Raw genomic sequence first — 16,435 nt, 5'->3', positions numbered from 1 at the left:
CCTGCTGGATCGGCACAGCCGTGCAAGCGTTGCCGGACAGTTGCGGGCACCTACGCCGATTGCAGGCGCAGGTGCTGCACCAGAGCTTGTAATCCCAACAGATAGCTTTGCGCCCCAAAACCGCTGATTTGCCCAACCGCTACGGCGGCAATGTAGGAGTGCTGCCGGAAGGACTCGCGGCGGTGGATGTTGCTCAGGTGAACTTCCACGGTGGGCAATCCCACGGCGGCAATGGCATCTCGGAGGGCAATGCTGGTGTGGGTGTAGGCGCCGGGGTTGATCAAAATACCGGCATGGCGCTGGCGCGCGTGGTGAATGGCATCGATGAGCACCCCTTCATGGTTGGACTGCAGAATTTCCAATCTTGCCCCCAGCCTTTCTGCCTGCTGATGCAGAGCCTGATCGAGCTGCTCCAAGGATACCGAGCCGTAAATGCCCACCTCGCGCACTCCCAGCAGGTTGAGGTTGGGGCCGTGCAACACCAGCAGGCTCAGGGTCTCGCCGCCGGTGGCAATGGCAGTCGGATTAACGACGACGATGGGATCCATTTTCTACCGGAATGGGTGCCGGTTGGGGCTGAGGATGGCCTAGCAGGGTATCGATCACCCGTTCTACCCATTCGCGGAGCTTTTCCAGGACTTTTTCTACCCAATCCATCCGACCTGCCTCTTGCGGTTTTACCAAGGTAGCCTACTCATTGGACTTCTATGATAGCGTTTCTTGCCGAGGGGTGCAGGGTTAGCCTTTTTCCCAACAGGGATCCCTCGCCTCAGCCAGACCAGTTCTTCAGCATCTGGCTGAGGGTTCTGCAGATGATCCGCAGAGTCATGGATCGCAGCAGGATCCCCATCTGCAGGTCTGTTCCTGGCAGCTCAAACCGCTCCACCTGGCCGGCCACCGTCAACGTTAGGGTGGACTCCCGTTGCAAGAACAGGGCACCGTCGGGGTTGAGCTGCCGCTTCAGGGTTTGCAGCTCTTTATCGGAGGGATCCCGCAGCACCACCAAGTCGCTGCCTTCGTAGGCCAAGCCCTCCCGCTCCAGGGTCTCTTCGTCGGCTTCTGCCAACAGCAGATCCAGGTGGGGATGGCGCAGCAGGGTTTTCACCTGGCGAAAGAGGCTGCCGTTCAGGGGCCTAAAGCTGTGGTTCAGCAGCACGCCCTCCCGACAGACGCATCCTACCCATCTGCCGGGACGGTGGGACAGAATGTGCTCCACCAGGGTGTGCGCCTCGGCCAAGGTAAGGCGGTTGAAGGTCAAAATTGGGATGCGGGCCGTCTTGGGGAACAGGTGGTCGAGGATCGCCCCTGGCACATCCACGCCCGTGCCCATCGCCGGCTTTTGGTGCATGAGCACACCCGGTGCGGCATTGATCTCGATAATGCCCAGGGATCCCTCTTTCCAGGAGCGCTCTAGGCTGGTGGCGATGACATCGATGCCCAAGCACACCAGCGAGAACTGCTGGGCAATGGTTTGGGCCAAAACCACGTTGTCGGGATGGACGGTGGCCGTGACATCGCGGCTCACCCCCCCCGCCGAAAGATTGGACACCTTGCGCAGGTAGACCGTCCGCCCCGGTTCCAGCACGCTGTCCGCCGTCAGGCCCTGCTCCGCCAGAAAGCGCTCCATCGCCTCGTCCCACTGGATCGGCCCCAGCGGAGAAGTGGGGGTATCCCAGCGGGCGGGATCCCGGTTGGCCTGCTCGATCAGTTGCCCAATGCTGCTGTGGCCATCGCCGGTTACCGAGGCCGGGCGTCGTTCTGTGGCCGCCACAAAGCGCCCGCCCACACACAACAGGCGAAAATCGCTGCCCTGCAGATGCTTTTCCAGGATCAGCCGGATCGGCTGCTCAGGGGGAATGGCTGCCACCGCTGCACTGTAGGCAAAGGCCAATTCTTCTGGGGTTTGAATGCCTGCTGTCACCCCGATCCCCTTGTGGCCGGCCACCGGCTTGAGCACCACCGGATAGCCGATTTCCTGCGCCAATGGCAAAGCCTCTGCCAAAGAAGTAACCACCTCCCCCTGGGGCACGGGGAACCCTTGCGCCGCCAGAAAGGCCTTGCAATCGTCTTTGCGGGTGGTGAAGTCAGAGTCGAGATGGCTGTCGCAGTGAAAGGTGGTGGCCACCCCTCGCACTTGGTTGCGCCCATAGCCATACTGCATGACCCCTTCATCCCACAGGTAGCAGGCAGGGATCCCGCGTTCGTGCGCAGCCCGCAAGAGGGCATAGACCGTCGGCCCGCCGTACACCGAGTCGCGAAACAGTTGCTGCAGGCGACGCATCTCCCCCTCAACGTCGAAGGGCTCCCCCTGGGCGATGGCCTCCAGCCAATCCCAGGCAAAATAGACCGCAGCACGAGTGGTACGCCCGTGCAAGGTCTGCACCGCAATGCGCACGTACTCTGGAAACGGGTGACAGCTCCACCGCTGCAAGTGCAGATCCATCTGCAGCCGGTTCACCTCCGCCACCAGCCGAGCAAACAAATGGGCATAGGAAGGATAGGATCCCTCCTGCAAGGAGGGAAAATAGGAGCAGACCTTGGACAGGTAGGCCTCAATAGGCAGCGGCTGGGGGCACTGGGTGAGGGCAAAGTCGAAGGTGAAAGCGGCTGTATCCAGGTAGGGGTTGGGGCCGAGATAATGCTTCAGGTTGAAAATGTCGAAAGCATCCGACTCGCGCGCGTTGATGCGGGGCACGCCCGCCGCCTCCTGCAAAACCATAGCCGGCCTCAAGGGAAAAAGAACACCAGCCTCAGCTCCGGGAAAACCTGACCCTCCCGGCTTAGGCCGCTTCCATTATTCCCGATCCAACCCCCCTCCCCGCAGCACAAGGGATCCCGTGCAGCCTTTCGTCATGCCGCTCCCCAACCCCCCTCTCCCAGAGGGAGAGGGGCTGGGGGTGAGGGAAGCGGCTTGGATTGACACTCCCTCCGACTGAAGTCGGGGGATTCTTACGCAGTCCACAAACGGACTCGCAAAGGCGTTGTCAAGACGCCCCTAGACAGTCACTTGAGGCAAAACCTCAAGATTCTGCTTACTTTTCGTTCCTTCTCGTTCCCCAATGCACGGATCGGGCTTTTCACCGTAGTAGGTGCTTGGGAACGATAAGTTGACGAGCATTATTAGTAGTAGAGCAACTAAACTTGCCTACGGGCTTCTCGTCCCCGCGCTAAAGTGCGGGGCTACCAAGCTGTCCTGATGTGTCTTCATTGGGTTTGAGATATAGCTTTTTCCGAACTTTATGGGAGCTCTGTAGCCAAGCGGGAGCCTTACCTACGCAAGAGATCGATCCACATGACTGCAGCAGATAACGCCGGAAAAAGCTGCAGGTAACCGCCCGCCAGCCCTTAAATCCCCTCCCCTTTGCTTGTGGCAGCGCAGAGGGGTAGGGAGGTGTCTCAGACTTATTCGGAATTAGCAACGACCAACCTGCCCATCCGACTAATGAAGGGCGCTCAGGAGCACAACATCCGCAACCAACAGCGCCCCGGCAAAGGCCAGCAGGCTGCGCACGATCTGGCGCTCTTGCTTAGAACGATGGGATCCACCGATGCGGAGCCATTTCAGAGAGGGGGAAAGGCGATACAGCATAGGAAAGCCAGCAGAAGCCTAAAGCCATCATGCCCTATTCTGTGAGCCAGGCGGTTCCCCACGCTGGGGGGGAGAAACGGCTGGCCCTGGGGTGCAATTCCCTCTAGAGTGAGGGTTAGTCCTTTGCCCCTGTCTATGACCCCTCCTCTCGCCCAAGCCGAAACGGTTTTGCACAGTTGCTGGGATCACTGGCAATCTCTGGCCAGGCGTCAGGATGTGCAGCCGGAGTTGAGAGCTTTATCAGCTTTGCGCAAGCGCCTCACCGCCCGCCTGTTTGCCATTGCGGTGTTCGGGCTGGTCAACCGCGGCAAGTCAGCCGTTCTGAATGCCCTGATCGGCGAGGCGCGGCTGGAGGTAGGGCCCCTGAATGGGGTCACCCAACGGCCCCAATCTCTGCTGTGGCAACCGGATCCGGAGATCCCTTGGCGGGTGAGGCTGGTGGATACTCCGGGTTTGAACGAAGTAGAAGGCGCAGCCCGCGAACAGTTGGCCTGGGACGTGGCCCGCTCGGCAGATTTGATCTTGTTTGTCATCGCCACCGACCTAACCCAGTTGGAATACCAAGCCCTGTTGGAGCTGCGCACCCTGCACAAGCCCATCCTGCTGGTGTTGAACAAGTGCGATCTCTATTCAGAAGCCGAATTGCAGGCGATTCGCGCCCAGATCAGCCGCCACCTGGGCTGGGTGTCGCCGCAGGAGATCCTGACCGTCGCCGCTTGCCCAAAACCTCTGAAAGTGCGCACCCACTGGCCGGATGGCCGCATCACCCTGGAGTGGGAACGGCCCGCACCCCAAATTGAGACTCTGCGGGGGCGCATTGTGGAGATTTTGCAAACGGAGGCGGGCTCCCTCCTGGCCTTGAACGTCTTGAGGCGGCTGGATTGGGTTCAGGCCCAGATTCTGGAAAAACAATGGCAGCATCACGCCCGCTTTGTAGAGCAATGGGGCAAGGTTGTTGCCCTCGGCAAGGGGATCGCGGTGGGCCTGGCGCCGCTGGGGTGGGATTTGCTGCTGGCCCCGCTGCTGGATGGCCTGTGGCTGTTGGGCTTGGGGGTACGCTTGCATCTGCCCTGGGAAGCCCTATGGAAGGCGCTGGTCTCTTTTCGCGAAGGGCTGGGGCGACCGCTGCTGCTCAATGGGGCGCTGCTGCTGTGCGCCGAAGGGATGAGCTCCTGGCTGTGGGGAGACTGGGGCAACGGCCTTTTGCCGGGTTTGGTGGCGGGGGCAAGTTTATACCGCCTGGGATCCCTGGCGCCGCAGGCGCTCAGCCGGTTTGCGGCCCAAGCCTTCGGTCTAGGGGCAGGTCTTCATGCCCTGCTCGGACGGGAAAAGCCGGCTACGACAGACGGCGCACCGCCTTTGCCCAGTTCTCTCGCCTAGTTCTGCACCATTTCAGCAGCGTGGTAGGAGCTGCGCACCAATGGCCCGGAGCGCACCTGGCGAAACCCCATCTCACGGGCGATCTGGCCCAGCTCGGCAAACTCCTCCGGCGTCCAGTAGCGCTCCACAGGGCGGTGGGCCAAGGAAGGCTGCAAATATTGCCCCAGGGTGAGCCGGTCGCACCCCACCGCCAGCAGATCCCGGAAGGTTTCCAGCACTTCTGCGCGGGTTTCCCCATGCCCCAGCATCAGGCCGGACTTGGTGGGCAGGCCGGGATCCAGCTCCTTCACCGTTCGCAAAACCCGCAAGGATAGGTCGTAGCCGGAGCTGCGCCGCACCGCCTGCGACAGCCGCCGCACGGTTTCGATGTTGTGGTTGTAGCAGACGGGCTGAGCGGCCACCACACGGGCAATGCAGTCGCGATCGCCGCGAAAGTCGGGGGTGAGCACCTCGATCTGGATCCCAGGGCAGCGCCGCCGGATCGCCTGCATCACCTCCACGAAGCGACCGGATCCCTGGTCGGGCAGGTCGTCGCGGGCTACCGAGGTGAGCACCACATAGCGGAGACCCAGCAGCTCAACCGCCTCGGCCACCTTTTCCGGCTCTGCGGGATCCAACGGTGCAGGCCGCCCACCGGCCACCTGACAAAACGAACAGGCGCGGGTGCAGATCCCGCCCATGAGCAGAAAGGTGGCGGTCTTTTGGCTGTAGCACTCCGCCCGATTGGGACAGCGCCCCTCTTCGCAGATGGTGTGCAGGCCCCGCTGCTTGACCACCTGCTGCACCGCCGAGATATCGCTGGCCTTGCCGATGGAACGCTTGACCCAACTGGGAAGAGGGCTGACAGACATGAGAAAACCGTTGACTGGGGCTAAGTACCTGGAGAAAGCGTCCCTCTCCAACCCAAGGAGAGGGAGACAGCGTCTATTTTGACATGGACGCCTTCTCTGGCAACTGCCTCTGCCCAAAGCGGGTCAGGCTACCTGAGGGGCGGTCAGCATCTGGTTGACGATGCGCTGCACAATCTGAAAGCCGGTCACCGCCTGCCAACCCAAGATCGCCAAAATCACCGCGTTAAGCATCAGGTGAACATTGCGGGCCCAAACCTTCTGGCCATCCTTCATCAGCGGCGCCAAAGCCGCCGAGCTGGCCACCAAGGCGACAATGCCCAAGCCGGCCAGCAGGTGAGGCCCGACAAACAGCTTGCCGTTGTTGAGGTAGGTGACCCCCATGCCGCCCAGGGCTCCGAACACCATGAACACCAGAAACAGGGATCCGGCCAGGAAGTGCCGCTGAGCAAACTTCCCTTTGATCAGCTCCTTGCGTTCTTCTGCCGAGGCGGTGCGCACCCGCCGCGCCTGTAGCCCCAGGTAGAGGGCATACAGAGCCAGGGCAAAGGCCAAAATCATCAGCACAGGGTGAAAAAAAGGCAGTGCCAATTCCAACCAGCGGGGAAGTTGAAGGCTGCTCATAGGGATCGCGCAACGAAGAGGAAGCTGCTTCTAAATTAACATAAATTTAAATTAACCGAAAGCCAATTCCCTTGCTGCTGCAACGAGGGCGCGCATGGGCTCCAGCAGTTGGGGCGCCATCTGGGTGAGGTCTTGATACAGGCAAATTTGCTGTTGGCAGCGGGCTAGGTTATGGGCTTTGCGACTTGGGTACCGCTGCGGATCCCAATTCCAGTAGCAGTCCTCGAACCAATCCTGCAGAAAGCGGATCCCCAATTCCAGGGTAATCAGTTGGATCCCTTGGATGATGAGTTCTGGTTGTAGGGTGTGCAGGTTGCCGGTTTGGGCATAGCCCCGCAACCCCGCCAGGATCGCCTTGGGCTGAAAGGTATTGCCTCGTTTACCCCAGGAGCGCAAAGCATCTCCCAGTTCAACGTAGAGGTTGTGATACATAAAGGTGTCCAGATCCACCAGACCCACAAATCGCCCCTGCTCGTCGAACAAAAAGTTGTTGAACTTGAGATCGCCATGGATGATCTGCGTTGGGATCCCTGAGGGCAGCAAAAGGTGCGGCACAGTTTCGATTAAAAATTGCCATTCTGCTCGCACTTCTGGCGCCGGGTCGCGCTGGCGGAGCTGTTGCCAAAGGTGGGCCGTGTCGTGAAAATGCGGGATCTGGAAGCGAAAGCGATATTGCCACTGGGCCAAGAGCCGGTGCAAGCGTCCAACGGCTGCCCCTGCCTCTTCCAGGTAACTCCCATCGGGCGGGGTTGAATGCGAGGATCCCGGCAGACACTCCATAACCCGCCACAGCCCTTCTGCCCAGCTCAAATGCAGGGATCCATCCCGAGCGCGGCGAAATTGGGGCACGGGGAAGCCTTGTTGCCTTAGCCATTGGCCGACGGCTTGACCGTCTTCGGTGACAGCAGGATCCAAGCGGGGATGAAGACGCTGGGCAATGAAGGATCCCTCAGAGGTATTGAGTTTCCAGGTCTGGTGAATGAGGCCCACTCGGATGGCTTCGGGTGGATCCGGATCCCCCAGTTGAAAGTGCTGGACAAGGGGATCCAGCCAAGTCAAGTCAAGCATAGGCCAGGAAAAATTAAAGTTCTATGGAAGTTGGTCGGCGTTGGGGCATTTGCCCTCCTCAATAAGTAGGGTAAGCCGTTCGGGTTGTGCAGCTTTTTTTCGACTAAACCTGCTACAGTCGCAGCCTTTTTGCCGGTCAGAACCCTCTGCCCAATTGACCGCGAACTCAGGTGTCGTTCTAGCAAACCTGTGAAAGAGACCTATTTGCTACCTTAATGAAGGTTGCTGGCCGGACAATCGTCAGGTTTGCTAATCACCCTATGGATACCCGCCTAATCAACATTGGCTTTGGCAACATCGTCGCCGCCGGACGTGTGATCGCCATTGTGAGTCCCGAGTCAGCGCCCATCAAACGCATCATCAGTGATGCCCGCGAGCGGGGCCAGTTGGTGGATGCTACCTACGGTCGCCGCACCCGCGCTGTCATCATCACCGATTCCGGGCACGTGATTCTCTCTGCTATCCAGCCCGAAACCGTTGCCAACCGCTTCCTAACGGCCAAGCCCGGTTTGTCAGAGGAAACCGAGTGAAAGCCCATCGCCGCAAGCCATCTGCAAGAACCAAGAGTGAGATATTCTAAAACAAACCCAAACCAGCTCGTCGCTCTCTGCCTATGCCAGCCTCTCCTGCCCCAGTTTCCTCTGAGTGTACGCAGCCGCAGGGATCCCTTCCACCTCCTGCTACTTGCGGTCGCCTGCTGGTGTTGACAGGGCCCAGCGGGGTAGGCAAAGGTACGCTGGTCAGCCAATTGCGCCAGCGCCACCCCGAACTGTATTTTTCGGTCTCGGTCACCACCCGCCCGCCCCGCCCCGGCGAACAGGAAGGCGTCAACTACTACTTTCGCAGTCGCGAGGAATTTCTCAGTTTGATCGAAGCCAATGAGCTGTTGGAATGGGCACAGTATGCCGGCAACTTTTACGGCACTCCCCGCGAGATCGTCTGCCAAAAACTCAGACAGGGTCAGGATGTGCTGCTGGAAATTGAGCTGGCCGGGGCCCGCCAGGTGAGGCAGCAGTATCCAGACGCCATTCGCATCTTTCTCTGTCCCCCTTCTCTGGAAGAGCTAGAACGTCGCATTCGTGAGCGCGGACAAGACTCAGAGGCAAGCATCGAGCGGCGCCTAGAACAGGCCCGCAAGGAATTGGATGCCCAAGACGAATTTGACTACGTGATTGTCAACGACAACCTGGAGCGAGCTCTGCAAGAGCTGGAAGCCCTGCTCTATCCTCCCGCCCCCCCTTCGAGAGAGCAGCAGTCTTAGCTTCTCCAACCCTTCCCTCAAAAGCCGGTGTCTGGGTTGCAGCGCCTCGAAACCGCCTCTAGAGTTAACTGGCGGTTAAGAAAAAAGCCGCTGGGGGGTGTGATTTGGCTTTGCTTGTGAGATGATAGTAAAGCTGTGCTTTTTGCGCAGCCTCTGGTTCTAATCAGTTCTATCTGGCCAATTAGGGGATAGTATGCTGCACACACTATCTGGCCAATTAGGGGATAGGTCTCCAGCTCTGATCGGGATCCACTGTATCCTGGAGCTTTACGACTGCCCGGCCAATCTTCTGGATGATGCCTCTCTCGTGCAACAGGCTTTGCGGGAGGCAGCCAGACGTTCCAACTCCACCTTTTTGGGACAACTGTGCCATCCATTTGAGCCGCAGGGGATTACGGCGCTGGCCCTTTTGGGAGAATCCCATATCTCCATCCACACCTGGCCTGAGACGGGCTATGCGGCGGTGGATGTCTTTACCTGTGGTCGCCACACCCGACCGGAAGCGGCCTGCGAATATTTGATCGACGTGTTTCAAGCGCGGCGATATTCCCTGCGCAAGGTGCCCCGCCGCACCACGCAACCGACACTCCTGGAAGAAGACCCCGACTCGGCTGAGGTGCTTACCTGCGAAGCGACCGGACGAAGGCGCTGAGATGGCCGGTGGCAGCTTTTTCCGACTTCACGGGATCTCGAGATTCAACCACTGAAAATCCCGGCATGGGATCTGGGTATCCCAGAGGTCGGTTCCTATCAACGGTACGGCGAGGTGTGCCGATGGACAGCCCGAGGAGTTTCTTTTGGGTTCAGGAGTACTTGACCCCTTGGGACTACGCCGCCCGTGCAGTCACGCGCATCCTGGCCTACCGCAAAACCCCTTTCCAGGAGATGCTCATCGCCGAGACGGGGGCCTACGGCAAGGGTCTAATGCTGGATGGGCATTGGCAATCCACCACGGTGGATGAGTTTCTGTACCACGAGGCTCTGGTTCACCCGGCCCTGGTGCAGGTCGTCCAAGCAGGCGGGATCCCGCGGCGGGTATTGGTGTTGGGAGGGGCCGAAGGGGCGACGCTGCGGGAGGTGCTGCGTTGGCGCTCGGTGGAGCAGGTGGTGATGGTGGACATCGATGGGGAGGTAGTGGCCGCCTGTCGAGAGCACCTGCCGGAAATGCACCAGGGATCCTTTGAAGATCCGCGTGTGCAGGTCGTGATTGCCGATGCTTTCGACTTTCTCCACCGGACAGAGCCGGTTTGGGATGTCATCCTCTCCGACCTATCGGATCCTGTTGAAGCTGGCCCTGCCTACCGCCTCTTTACCCAGGAGTTTTTCCGCCAGATCCGCTCCAAGTTGCAGCCCGCTGGGGCTTTTGTCCTCCAGGCGGGGCCGACGGGGCCGGTGGACTTGTGGCAGCACACCCGCATCGTTCACACCCTGAAAACGGTGTTTGCTGCCGTGCAGCCCTACGCCATTTATGCTCCCACCTACGGCGGCCCACTGGGGTTTGCCCTGGCAGCCCAGGATCCCATCTCTTCCAGGCCGGAGCCGGAACAGATCGACCAGATTCTGAGCCAGCAGTTGGATCCCGCTCGAGGGACGCTGCGCTTTCTCGATGGCATCACCCTGCTGGGGCTTTACCAAGTCCCGGCTCACCTGCGCCGCGCCATTGCCGCCGAGACCACGGTTTACACCCTGGATAACCCTCCTCAGGTCGAGTAACCTGTCGGCCCCAATCCGCGATTAAAAATGGGATCCCAGGGTATTTGTCTTCGATGCCATAACTTGGTAGATTCGTGAGCAGCCGAATTTTGCTTCCCTGATGAAAGTCCTGGTTATTGGTGGTGACGGATACTGCGGCTGGGCGACAGCCCTGCACCTGTCTAACAGGGGCTATGAGGTGGCCATTCTCGATTCCTACGTGCGCCGCCTCTGGGATCTGCAACTGGGGGTTTCTACCCTGACGCCCATTGCCCAGCTCGAGCAGCGGGTGGATCGTTGGAAGGGCTTGACCGGCAAAGATATTCCCATTTTCGTTTGCGACGTCACCAACTACGAAGCCTTGATCTCCTGCATGCGCCGCTTCCCGCCGGATGCCATCGTCCACTTTGGCGAGCAGCGCTCTGCCCCCTACTCGATGATCAGCCGCGAACATGCGGTGATGACCCAGGTGAACAACGTGGTGGGCACCCTGAACATCCTCTACGCCATCAAGGAGGAATTTCCCGATTGCCACCTGGTGAAGTTGGGCACCATGGGCGAGTATGGCACCCCCAACATCGACATCGAGGAGGGGTACATCACCATCGAGCACAACGGCCGCAAGGATACCCTGCCCTATCCCAAGCAGCCGGGATCCATGTATCACCTCTCCAAAGTGCACGACAGCCACAACATCCACTTCGCCTGCCGCGTCTGGGGCCTGCGGGCCACCGACCTCAATCAAGGAGTGGTGTACGGCGTGTTAACAGAAGAAACCGGCATGGACGAAGTGCTGATCAACCGCCTCGACTACGACGGCGTGTTCGGCACGGCTCTAAACCGCTTTTGCATTCAGGCGGCGGTGGGGCACCCACTGACGGTGTACGGCAAGGGGGGCCAAACCCGTGGCTTCCTGGATATCCGCGACACGGTGCGCTGTGTGGAGCTGGCCATCGCCCATCCCGCCGAGCCGGGTCAGTTCCGGGTGATGAACCAGTTCACGGAGCAATTTAGCGTGGAGCAACTGGCGCTGTTGGTGCAAAAGGCGGGGGCCACCCTGGGTCTGAAGGTGGAGATCAACTACCTGGAGAACCCCCGCGTCGAGCTAGAGGAGCACTACTACAACGCCAAAAATACCAAGCTCCTAGATCTGGGCCTGCAGCCCCACTATCTGTCTGACTCCCTTTTGGATTCGCTGCTCAACTTCGCCCTCAAGTACAAAGACCGGGTGGATGTGCGGCAGATCCTGCCCAAGGTGAAGTGGAAGGGCTAGCTCTCTAGGCAAGCTTGGGCCAGGCTCAGCCAGCCGCGGGCCAGATTCTCCAGGTCATAGCCCCCTTCTAGGCCGAAGACGGTCTTGCGGGTCACCTCCTCCAGGCAGAGGTGAGCCAGGCGGCCAAAGTCTTCCTGCTCCAGCAGCATGCTGGCCAAGGGATCCCCTTTGGCACAGTCAAAGCCCGCGCTCACCAGCAGCAAATCCGGCTGGAAGGCCCGCAAGAAGGGCAAAATCTTCTCATCGAGAGCCTTTTTATAGGCCGACCAGTCTGACCCAGCAGGCAGAGGCACATTGCAGAGGTTGCCGTGGATCCCGGTTTCCTGGGCCAAGCCCGTGCCGGGGTAGAGGGGAAACTGATGGATAGAGGCATAGGCCAGTTGGGGGTGGCGCTCCACCACCGCCTGCGTGCCGTTGCCGTGATGGACATCCCAATCGAAAATCGCCACCCGCCTTACCCCTGGCTGCTCCAGGGCCCAGAGGGCAGCAATGGCGGCGTTGCTGAAGAGGCAAAACCCCATCGCCCGTTCTGGCTCCGCGTGATGCCCCGGCGGGCGACACAGCACCAAAGCCGGCTGAGCTGCGGCCAAAGCCGAAGCGGAAGCGGCAAGCCAGGCTCCCACCGCCAAGCGCGCCGCCTCGAAGCTTGCTGCGGAAACGGAAGTATCTGCGTCGATGCGTCCCCCGCCCCTCGCGGCCAACTCGGCCACCCGTTGAATGTGCCAGCGCGGGTGAACCCGCTCCAACTCGGCCAGATCGGCCAAGGGGGGATCCCGCCATTCCAGATGCTCGGCGAAAGAGGCGCTGCGCAGCGCCTTGACAATGGCCTGCAGGCGAGCCGGGCGCTCAGGATGGAAGGGACCAGTGTCGTGGCGGAGAAAGGTCTCCGAATAGTAGACGGGCAACATACCAGGGCGAGGCAATGTTCTCGCAGTTTAGCCTAAGCCCGTGCTTCTCTACCCGTAAAAAGCTTCCGACATGGATCCCGCATAGGGGTCAACGCCAAAAGAAGCTTGTTGCAGCTTCTGCTTGACCACATCCCGCACCACTGAGCGGAGCAATTCCAGCTCAGAGGGGTTGAGCTGATCGCGGCTGGGACACTCATCGGCAGCCAGCCACATGTAGACAGCAGGAACGCGGTTTAGGATCTGCTGCATCATCGCTTCCCGCTCCTTGGCGTCATGAAACACCTGCTGATGGGGATGCTCGGTACAGAGGTAATTTTCCAGCTCTCCTAGGGCCAGATACTCAACGATATTAACCAACATCTTTTCCATCATGATCAACGTCCCTCCTAAAAATCCCTGTCACTCTTAAAACAGGTATTAAACAAAGCGTGTGTAAGATCTCTTCTGCGGCTAAGCCTTTCCATCTCTATTTACCTCGTTCGTCTTCCCGCTTGCCGCTAAAAGCAGCCAACAGGAACCATCAGAAACCTTGAAGATCGCTTCGCTGGCATCCGGCACCAACGAAAAATTATCGAGCTTCCGAGGAGAGCAGGGTACAGTATTTAACAAAGACTATAGAAGCTCAGCCACAGTGAGAAAGAAGATCTCACTCAACCACTCCTCGCCCACCACGCTAGCATACGACTATGTGAAAAATTATGGGAATATCAAGGAACTTACATATTTTTTGACAATTGGCTAACTTAGCGCGCCAAAGCCGGCTTGGAATACTGCTGAGACAAGTGCTGAGAGGCCAGACAGGTGACTGCTGGCCCCAGCTACGGGCTCCGCAAAGCCGTTGCAGCTTAGGGATCTGAACTCAGAAACAATGAGGCTAGCCCGCCAATGGTAAATCAACTCGCTGGGCCTGGATCCAGAAAGATTCTAGGTCATAGTAGTTTCTTTCCTCTTGCAAGAGCACATGGACGATGAGATCCGCATAGTCGATCAGAATCCAGGAGCCTGAGTCTTGGCCTTCGATGCGGCGCGGAGCTTGTTGCCACTTCTCCCAAAGATTTTCCTCAATTGCCCGGGCAATGGCGCGAACCTGTGTAAGCGAATAGCCGCTGATCAAAAGGAAGTAGTCTGCCAGTGTGGAAATCTGGGACACATCCAGCAGAACAATGTCGCCACCTTTTTTTTCTTCCGCCGCGCGAGCTGCGCTCAACGCCATGCGATAGATGGGATCCCCGGCAGGGGCAGGCATAAGCTGTAGCAACTAAAACCCTCCCGAAACGACTGAGTTGCCTTGGAACATAACCTTCTCTAAATCCTTTCTATCTAAAGGATGCAACAGAAAATGATTCCGAGTCATGAGGGTGCGCGGATGAATCACCTGATTCCGATCTAGCAAAAATTTTAGGCTCAAGTCACAGACTCCCACCACGGTTTTAGACAAATCTACAAAAGCCATCTGCCGCAACCGCTCCAATTCTGGGCTGCTGCCCCGATTCGGCTCCAGAGCATCGGCTACAAAAACCACACAACTCAGCGGATCCATGCCGGGCCGCCCCAGGGTGTGGTTGGCAATGGCCGCCAAAATCTCTGCATCCTGTACCTGAAACTGCTCCCGTGCCAGCAGGGATCCCACCTCGGCGTGGAGAATGTGGGGTTCGGCCCGCTCGATCTCGTCCAGCTCCCGTTCCTGAGCCACCCTTTGCAACAGTTGCTCCGGCGGGAAGGACTTGGCCAGGTCGTGCATCAACCCTGCCCAAGCAGCTTTTTGCTCGTCCAGCCCATAGTGGGCCGCCAGTTGCCGGGCCATTGCCTCTACCCCCAAGATATGGCGAAGGCGAGGGGGCGGCACCTGACGCTGTAGCCAGGCCAACACCTCCTCCCGCTGCAGTTGAGCGCCGCTCACCCTAGTCATTTTGCAACTTCAGCACCGCCATAAATGCTTCTTGGGGCACATCCACCGTTCCCACTGCCTTCATGCGTTTTTTCCCCTCTTTTTGCTTTTCCAAAAGCTTGCGTTTGCGGGTCACATCTCCTCCGTAGCACTTGGCCAAGACATTTTTGCGCAGGGCCGGTATGGTTTCACGAGCAATCACTTTGGAGCCGATCGCCGCCTGAATGGGCACTTCAAATTGATGGCGGGGGATCAGCTCCCGCAACTTGGCAACCAGGGAACGGCCTACATAAAAAGCTTTGTCCCGATGCACAATAGTGGATAAAGAATCCACCACCTCGCCGTTAATCAAAATGTCCAAGCGCACCAGATCATCCGCACGATAACCCACCATTTGGTAGTCCATGCTGGCGTAGCCACGGGTGCGCGATTTCAATTGATCGAAAAAGTCGGTGACCACTTCTGCCAGCGGTAGCTCATATACAAGCGTAGTTCGACCCTGCGCCAGATATTTCATGTCCTTAAAGGTGCCGCGTTTGGTCTCGCACAGCTCCATCACGGTACCGACAAATTCCTCAGGAAGAATCACCTCTACCCTCACAATCGGCTCCTCAATGCTGGTGCGCTCGTTGGGGGAAGGCAGCTTGCTGGGATTGTCTACCCGAATCACAGAGCCGTTGTTGAGGGTAACTTGGTACACCACCGTCGGAGCTGTAATCACCAAATCGAGGTTGTACTCCCGTTCTAGGCGCTCCTGAACCACCTCCATGTGCAGCAGGCCCAGAAAACCACAGCGGAAGCCAAAGCCCATGGCAGGGGAAACTTCCGGCTCAAAGTAGAGAGCAGCATCGTTGAGCTTGAGTTTTTCCAGAGCTTCTTTGAGTTCGGCGTATTGATCGGAGCTGCTGGGGAAGAGGCCACAAAACACCATCGGCTTGGCTTCTTTGTAGCCGGGCAGAGGTTCAGAGGCCTTGCGATGGACAAGCGTAATGGTATCCCCAACACGGGCGTGTTCCACGCTCTTGATGGCAGCGGCCACGTAGCCCACCTCGCCCGCATGCAGGGCCTCGACCGGCTCTTGATGGGGGCGCATCACCCCCAGCTCGGTAATCTCGTATTCTCGGCCAGAGGCCATGAAGCAAATCTTGTCTCCCGTCTTCACCTCCCCATCCATGATGCGCACATAGACGATCACACCGCGGTAGGAGTCGTAGTAGCTATCGAAAATCAAAGCCCGCAAGGGATCCGCCACCGTATCCCGTGGCGGGGGCACCCGCTGCACAATAGCCTCTAGGATCTCTTGGATGCCGATGCCCATTTTGGCAGAAGCCAAGATCGCTCCGCTGCAATCGAGGCCGATTACCTGCTCGATCTCAGCGATCACCCGCTCCGGCTCCGCCCCCGGCAGGTCAATTTTGTTGATCACCGGGATGATCTCTAGGTTGTTCTCTAGGGCCAGATAGACGTTGGCCAGGGTCTGCGCTTCCACACCTTGAGAGGCATCCACCACCAGCAGCGCCCCTTCACAGGCTGCCAGGGAGCGGGAGACTTCGTAGGTAAAGTCCACATGCCCCGGCGTGTCGATGAGGTTGAGCACATAGTTCTGGCCGTCTTGGGCGCGGTAGTTCATGCGGGCCGCCTGCAGCTTGATGGTGATGCCCCGTTCCCGCTCCAGTTCCATGTTGTCCAACAGTTGCGGCTTCATCTCGCGAGCTGAAACGGTGCCGGTTTCTTGCAAGAGCCGGTCGGCCAGGGTGGATTTGCCGTGGTCGATGTGGGCGATGATGGAAAAGTTGCGAATGCGGGAGACGGGAACGTCGGTCATAAGAACCTGTCAGGGCAAAGATTTTTTACAATGCTAGCCTCTTTGGCCCTCTGCCCAGGCCAAGGTTGTCCAGAAGTTA

The 16,435-nt window shown here is 58.9% G+C and carries 18 protein-coding genes; 6 read left to right on the top strand and 12 right to left on the bottom strand.

Annotated features, from left to right (window positions below):
* Nucleotides 1-50 precede the first annotated feature (50 nt).
* From aroQ to NW853_RS02940, 4 genes are all read right to left on the bottom strand, one after another.
* On the bottom strand, nt 51-548 hold the full coding sequence (aroQ, locus tag NW853_RS02955; RefSeq protein WP_414335700.1) for a type II 3-dehydroquinate dehydratase: 498 nt from the start codon (nt 546-548) through the stop codon (nt 51-53).
* Entirely contained in the window at nt 526-657 is a 132-nt protein-coding gene (locus NW853_RS02950; protein ID WP_414335702.1) for a hypothetical protein, read from the bottom strand. The genes aroQ and NW853_RS02950 overlap by 23 nt, the downstream gene beginning before the upstream one ends.
* Nucleotides 658-769: 112 nt before the next feature.
* Nucleotides 770-2,719, bottom strand: a complete 1,950-nt coding sequence (locus NW853_RS02945) for an acetate--CoA ligase family protein (RefSeq protein ID WP_414335703.1) — start codon at nt 2,717-2,719, stop codon at nt 770-772.
* A gap of 720 nt (nt 2,720-3,439) precedes the next feature.
* Nucleotides 3,440-3,589, bottom strand: a complete 150-nt coding sequence (locus NW853_RS02940) for a hypothetical protein (protein WP_414335704.1) — start codon at nt 3,587-3,589, stop codon at nt 3,440-3,442.
* A 135-nt stretch (nt 3,590-3,724) separates the two neighbouring features.
* Between NW853_RS02940 and NW853_RS02935 the strand changes: the two genes are divergently transcribed.
* Nucleotides 3,725-4,969 carry an Era-like GTP-binding protein gene (locus NW853_RS02935; RefSeq protein ID WP_414335705.1) on the top strand — a complete coding sequence of 415 codons (1,245 nt, stop codon included), beginning with the start codon at nt 3,725-3,727 and terminating at the stop codon, nt 4,967-4,969.
* Here NW853_RS02935 and lipA read toward each other — a convergent pair.
* The 3 genes from lipA to NW853_RS02920 all read right to left on the bottom strand — a co-directional run bounded on the left by lipA (nt 4,966) and on the right by NW853_RS02920 (nt 7,509).
* Nucleotides 4,966-5,820: a lipoyl synthase gene (gene lipA, locus NW853_RS02930; RefSeq protein ID WP_414335707.1), complete on the bottom strand. Its 855-nt coding sequence runs from the start codon at nt 5,818-5,820 to the stop codon at nt 4,966-4,968. The two genes, NW853_RS02935 and lipA, sit on opposite strands and share 4 nt — an antisense overlap.
* Before the next feature lie 123 nt (nt 5,821-5,943).
* Nucleotides 5,944-6,441 carry a DUF4079 domain-containing protein gene (locus NW853_RS02925; protein WP_414335709.1) on the bottom strand — a complete coding sequence of 166 codons (498 nt, stop codon included), beginning with the start codon at nt 6,439-6,441 and terminating at the stop codon, nt 5,944-5,946.
* Nucleotides 6,442-6,492: 51 nt separating this feature from the next.
* Nucleotides 6,493-7,509 carry a phosphotransferase enzyme family protein gene (locus NW853_RS02920; RefSeq protein ID WP_414347676.1) on the bottom strand — a complete coding sequence of 339 codons (1,017 nt, stop codon included), beginning with the start codon at nt 7,507-7,509 and terminating at the stop codon, nt 6,493-6,495.
* A gap of 260 nt (nt 7,510-7,769) precedes the next feature.
* On the opposite strand from NW853_RS02920, the gene remA reads away from it, so the two are divergent.
* From remA to NW853_RS02895, 5 genes are all read left to right on the top strand, one after another.
* Nucleotides 7,770-8,039, top strand: coding sequence for an extracellular matrix/biofilm regulator RemA (gene remA, locus NW853_RS02915; protein ID WP_414335047.1), 270 nt, complete (start codon nt 7,770-7,772; stop codon nt 8,037-8,039).
* A gap of 83 nt (nt 8,040-8,122) precedes the next feature.
* On the top strand, nt 8,123-8,770 hold the full coding sequence (gmk, locus tag NW853_RS02910; protein ID WP_414335046.1) for a guanylate kinase: 648 nt from the start codon (nt 8,123-8,125) through the stop codon (nt 8,768-8,770).
* Between the two features lie 193 nt (nt 8,771-8,963).
* Nucleotides 8,964-9,422, top strand: coding sequence for an adenosylmethionine decarboxylase (gene speD / locus NW853_RS02905; protein WP_414335045.1), 459 nt, complete (start codon nt 8,964-8,966; stop codon nt 9,420-9,422).
* Between the two features lie 122 nt (nt 9,423-9,544).
* Nucleotides 9,545-10,483 carry a spermidine synthase gene (locus tag NW853_RS02900; RefSeq protein WP_414347673.1) on the top strand — a complete coding sequence of 313 codons (939 nt, stop codon included), beginning with the start codon at nt 9,545-9,547 and terminating at the stop codon, nt 10,481-10,483.
* 100 nt (nt 10,484-10,583) lie between these two features.
* On the top strand, nt 10,584-11,735 hold the full coding sequence (locus NW853_RS02895) for an NAD-dependent epimerase/dehydratase family protein (protein ID WP_414335043.1): 1,152 nt from the start codon (nt 10,584-10,586) through the stop codon (nt 11,733-11,735).
* Here NW853_RS02895 and NW853_RS02890 read toward each other — a convergent pair.
* The 5 genes from NW853_RS02890 to lepA all read right to left on the bottom strand — a co-directional run bounded on the left by NW853_RS02890 (nt 11,732) and on the right by lepA (nt 16,356).
* Nucleotides 11,732-12,643, bottom strand: a complete 912-nt coding sequence (locus NW853_RS02890; RefSeq protein WP_414335042.1) for a histone deacetylase — start codon at nt 12,641-12,643, stop codon at nt 11,732-11,734. The genes NW853_RS02895 and NW853_RS02890 overlap by 4 nt on opposite strands.
* A gap of 48 nt (nt 12,644-12,691) precedes the next feature.
* The gene (locus tag NW853_RS02885; RefSeq protein WP_414347671.1) at nt 12,692-13,015 is read right to left on the bottom strand and encodes a hypothetical protein; all 324 of its coding nucleotides are present in this window, start codon (nt 13,013-13,015) and stop codon (nt 12,692-12,694) included.
* A gap of 502 nt (nt 13,016-13,517) precedes the next feature.
* On the bottom strand, nt 13,518-13,889 hold the full coding sequence (rsfS, locus tag NW853_RS02880) for a ribosome silencing factor (RefSeq protein WP_414335040.1): 372 nt from the start codon (nt 13,887-13,889) through the stop codon (nt 13,518-13,520).
* 12 nt (nt 13,890-13,901) lie between these two features.
* Complete coding sequence (gene yqeK, locus NW853_RS02875; RefSeq protein ID WP_414335039.1) at nt 13,902-14,552, bottom strand: bis(5'-nucleosyl)-tetraphosphatase (symmetrical) YqeK; 651 nt, start codon at nt 14,550-14,552, stop codon at nt 13,902-13,904.
* A complete protein-coding gene (gene lepA / locus NW853_RS02870) occupies nt 14,545-16,356 on the bottom strand; it encodes a translation elongation factor 4 (protein ID WP_414335038.1) in 1,812 nt (603 codons plus the stop codon). Before lepA ends, yqeK begins: the two co-directional genes overlap by 8 nt.
* Between the last annotated feature and the right edge of the window lie 79 nt (nt 16,357-16,435).

Source organism: Synechococcus sp. H55.11 (assembly GCF_047462475.1).
GTDB lineage: Bacteria > Cyanobacteriota > Cyanobacteriia > Thermostichales > Thermostichaceae > Thermostichus.
Note: the sequence above shows the minus strand (reverse complement) of the source record. Positions and strands in the feature narration are given on the sequence as shown.

Excerpts from the sequence above, each read along its gene's own strand:
- NW853_RS02895 (WP_414335043.1), top strand. The coding sequence starts at position 10,584 with ATGAAAGTCCTGGTTATTGGTGGTGACGGATACTGCGGCTGGGCGACA.
- NW853_RS02925 (WP_414335709.1), bottom strand. The coding sequence starts at position 6,441 with ATGAGCAGCCTTCAACTTCCCCGCTGGTTGGAATTGGCACTGCCTTTT.
- lepA (WP_414335038.1), bottom strand. The coding sequence starts at position 16,356 with ATGACCGACGTTCCCGTCTCCCGCATTCGCAACTTTTCCATCATCGCC.
- speD (WP_414335045.1), top strand. The coding sequence starts at position 8,964 with ATGCTGCACACACTATCTGGCCAATTAGGGGATAGGTCTCCAGCTCTG.
- NW853_RS02935 (WP_414335705.1), top strand. The coding sequence starts at position 3,725 with ATGACCCCTCCTCTCGCCCAAGCCGAAACGGTTTTGCACAGTTGCTGG.
- NW853_RS02885 (WP_414347671.1), bottom strand. The coding sequence starts at position 13,015 with ATGATGGAAAAGATGTTGGTTAATATCGTTGAGTATCTGGCCCTAGGA.
- NW853_RS02950 (WP_414335702.1), bottom strand. The coding sequence starts at position 657 with ATGGATTGGGTAGAAAAAGTCCTGGAAAAGCTCCGCGAATGGGTAGAA.
- remA (WP_414335047.1), top strand. The coding sequence starts at position 7,770 with ATGGATACCCGCCTAATCAACATTGGCTTTGGCAACATCGTCGCCGCC.
- rsfS (WP_414335040.1), bottom strand. The coding sequence starts at position 13,889 with ATGCCTGCCCCTGCCGGGGATCCCATCTATCGCATGGCGTTGAGCGCA.
- yqeK (WP_414335039.1), bottom strand. The coding sequence starts at position 14,552 with ATGACTAGGGTGAGCGGCGCTCAACTGCAGCGGGAGGAGGTGTTGGCC.
- NW853_RS02945 (WP_414335703.1), bottom strand. The coding sequence starts at position 2,719 with ATGGTTTTGCAGGAGGCGGCGGGCGTGCCCCGCATCAACGCGCGCGAG.
- lipA (WP_414335707.1), bottom strand. The coding sequence starts at position 5,820 with ATGTCTGTCAGCCCTCTTCCCAGTTGGGTCAAGCGTTCCATCGGCAAG.
- NW853_RS02940 (WP_414335704.1), bottom strand. The coding sequence starts at position 3,589 with ATGCTGTATCGCCTTTCCCCCTCTCTGAAATGGCTCCGCATCGGTGGA.
- gmk (WP_414335046.1), top strand. The coding sequence starts at position 8,123 with ATGCCAGCCTCTCCTGCCCCAGTTTCCTCTGAGTGTACGCAGCCGCAG.
- NW853_RS02890 (WP_414335042.1), bottom strand. The coding sequence starts at position 12,643 with ATGTTGCCCGTCTACTATTCGGAGACCTTTCTCCGCCACGACACTGGT.
- aroQ (WP_414335700.1), bottom strand. The coding sequence starts at position 548 with ATGGATCCCATCGTCGTCGTTAATCCGACTGCCATTGCCACCGGCGGC.
- NW853_RS02900 (WP_414347673.1), top strand. The coding sequence starts at position 9,545 with ATGGACAGCCCGAGGAGTTTCTTTTGGGTTCAGGAGTACTTGACCCCT.
- NW853_RS02920 (WP_414347676.1), bottom strand. The coding sequence starts at position 7,509 with ATGCTTGACTTGACTTGGCTGGATCCCCTTGTCCAGCACTTTCAACTG.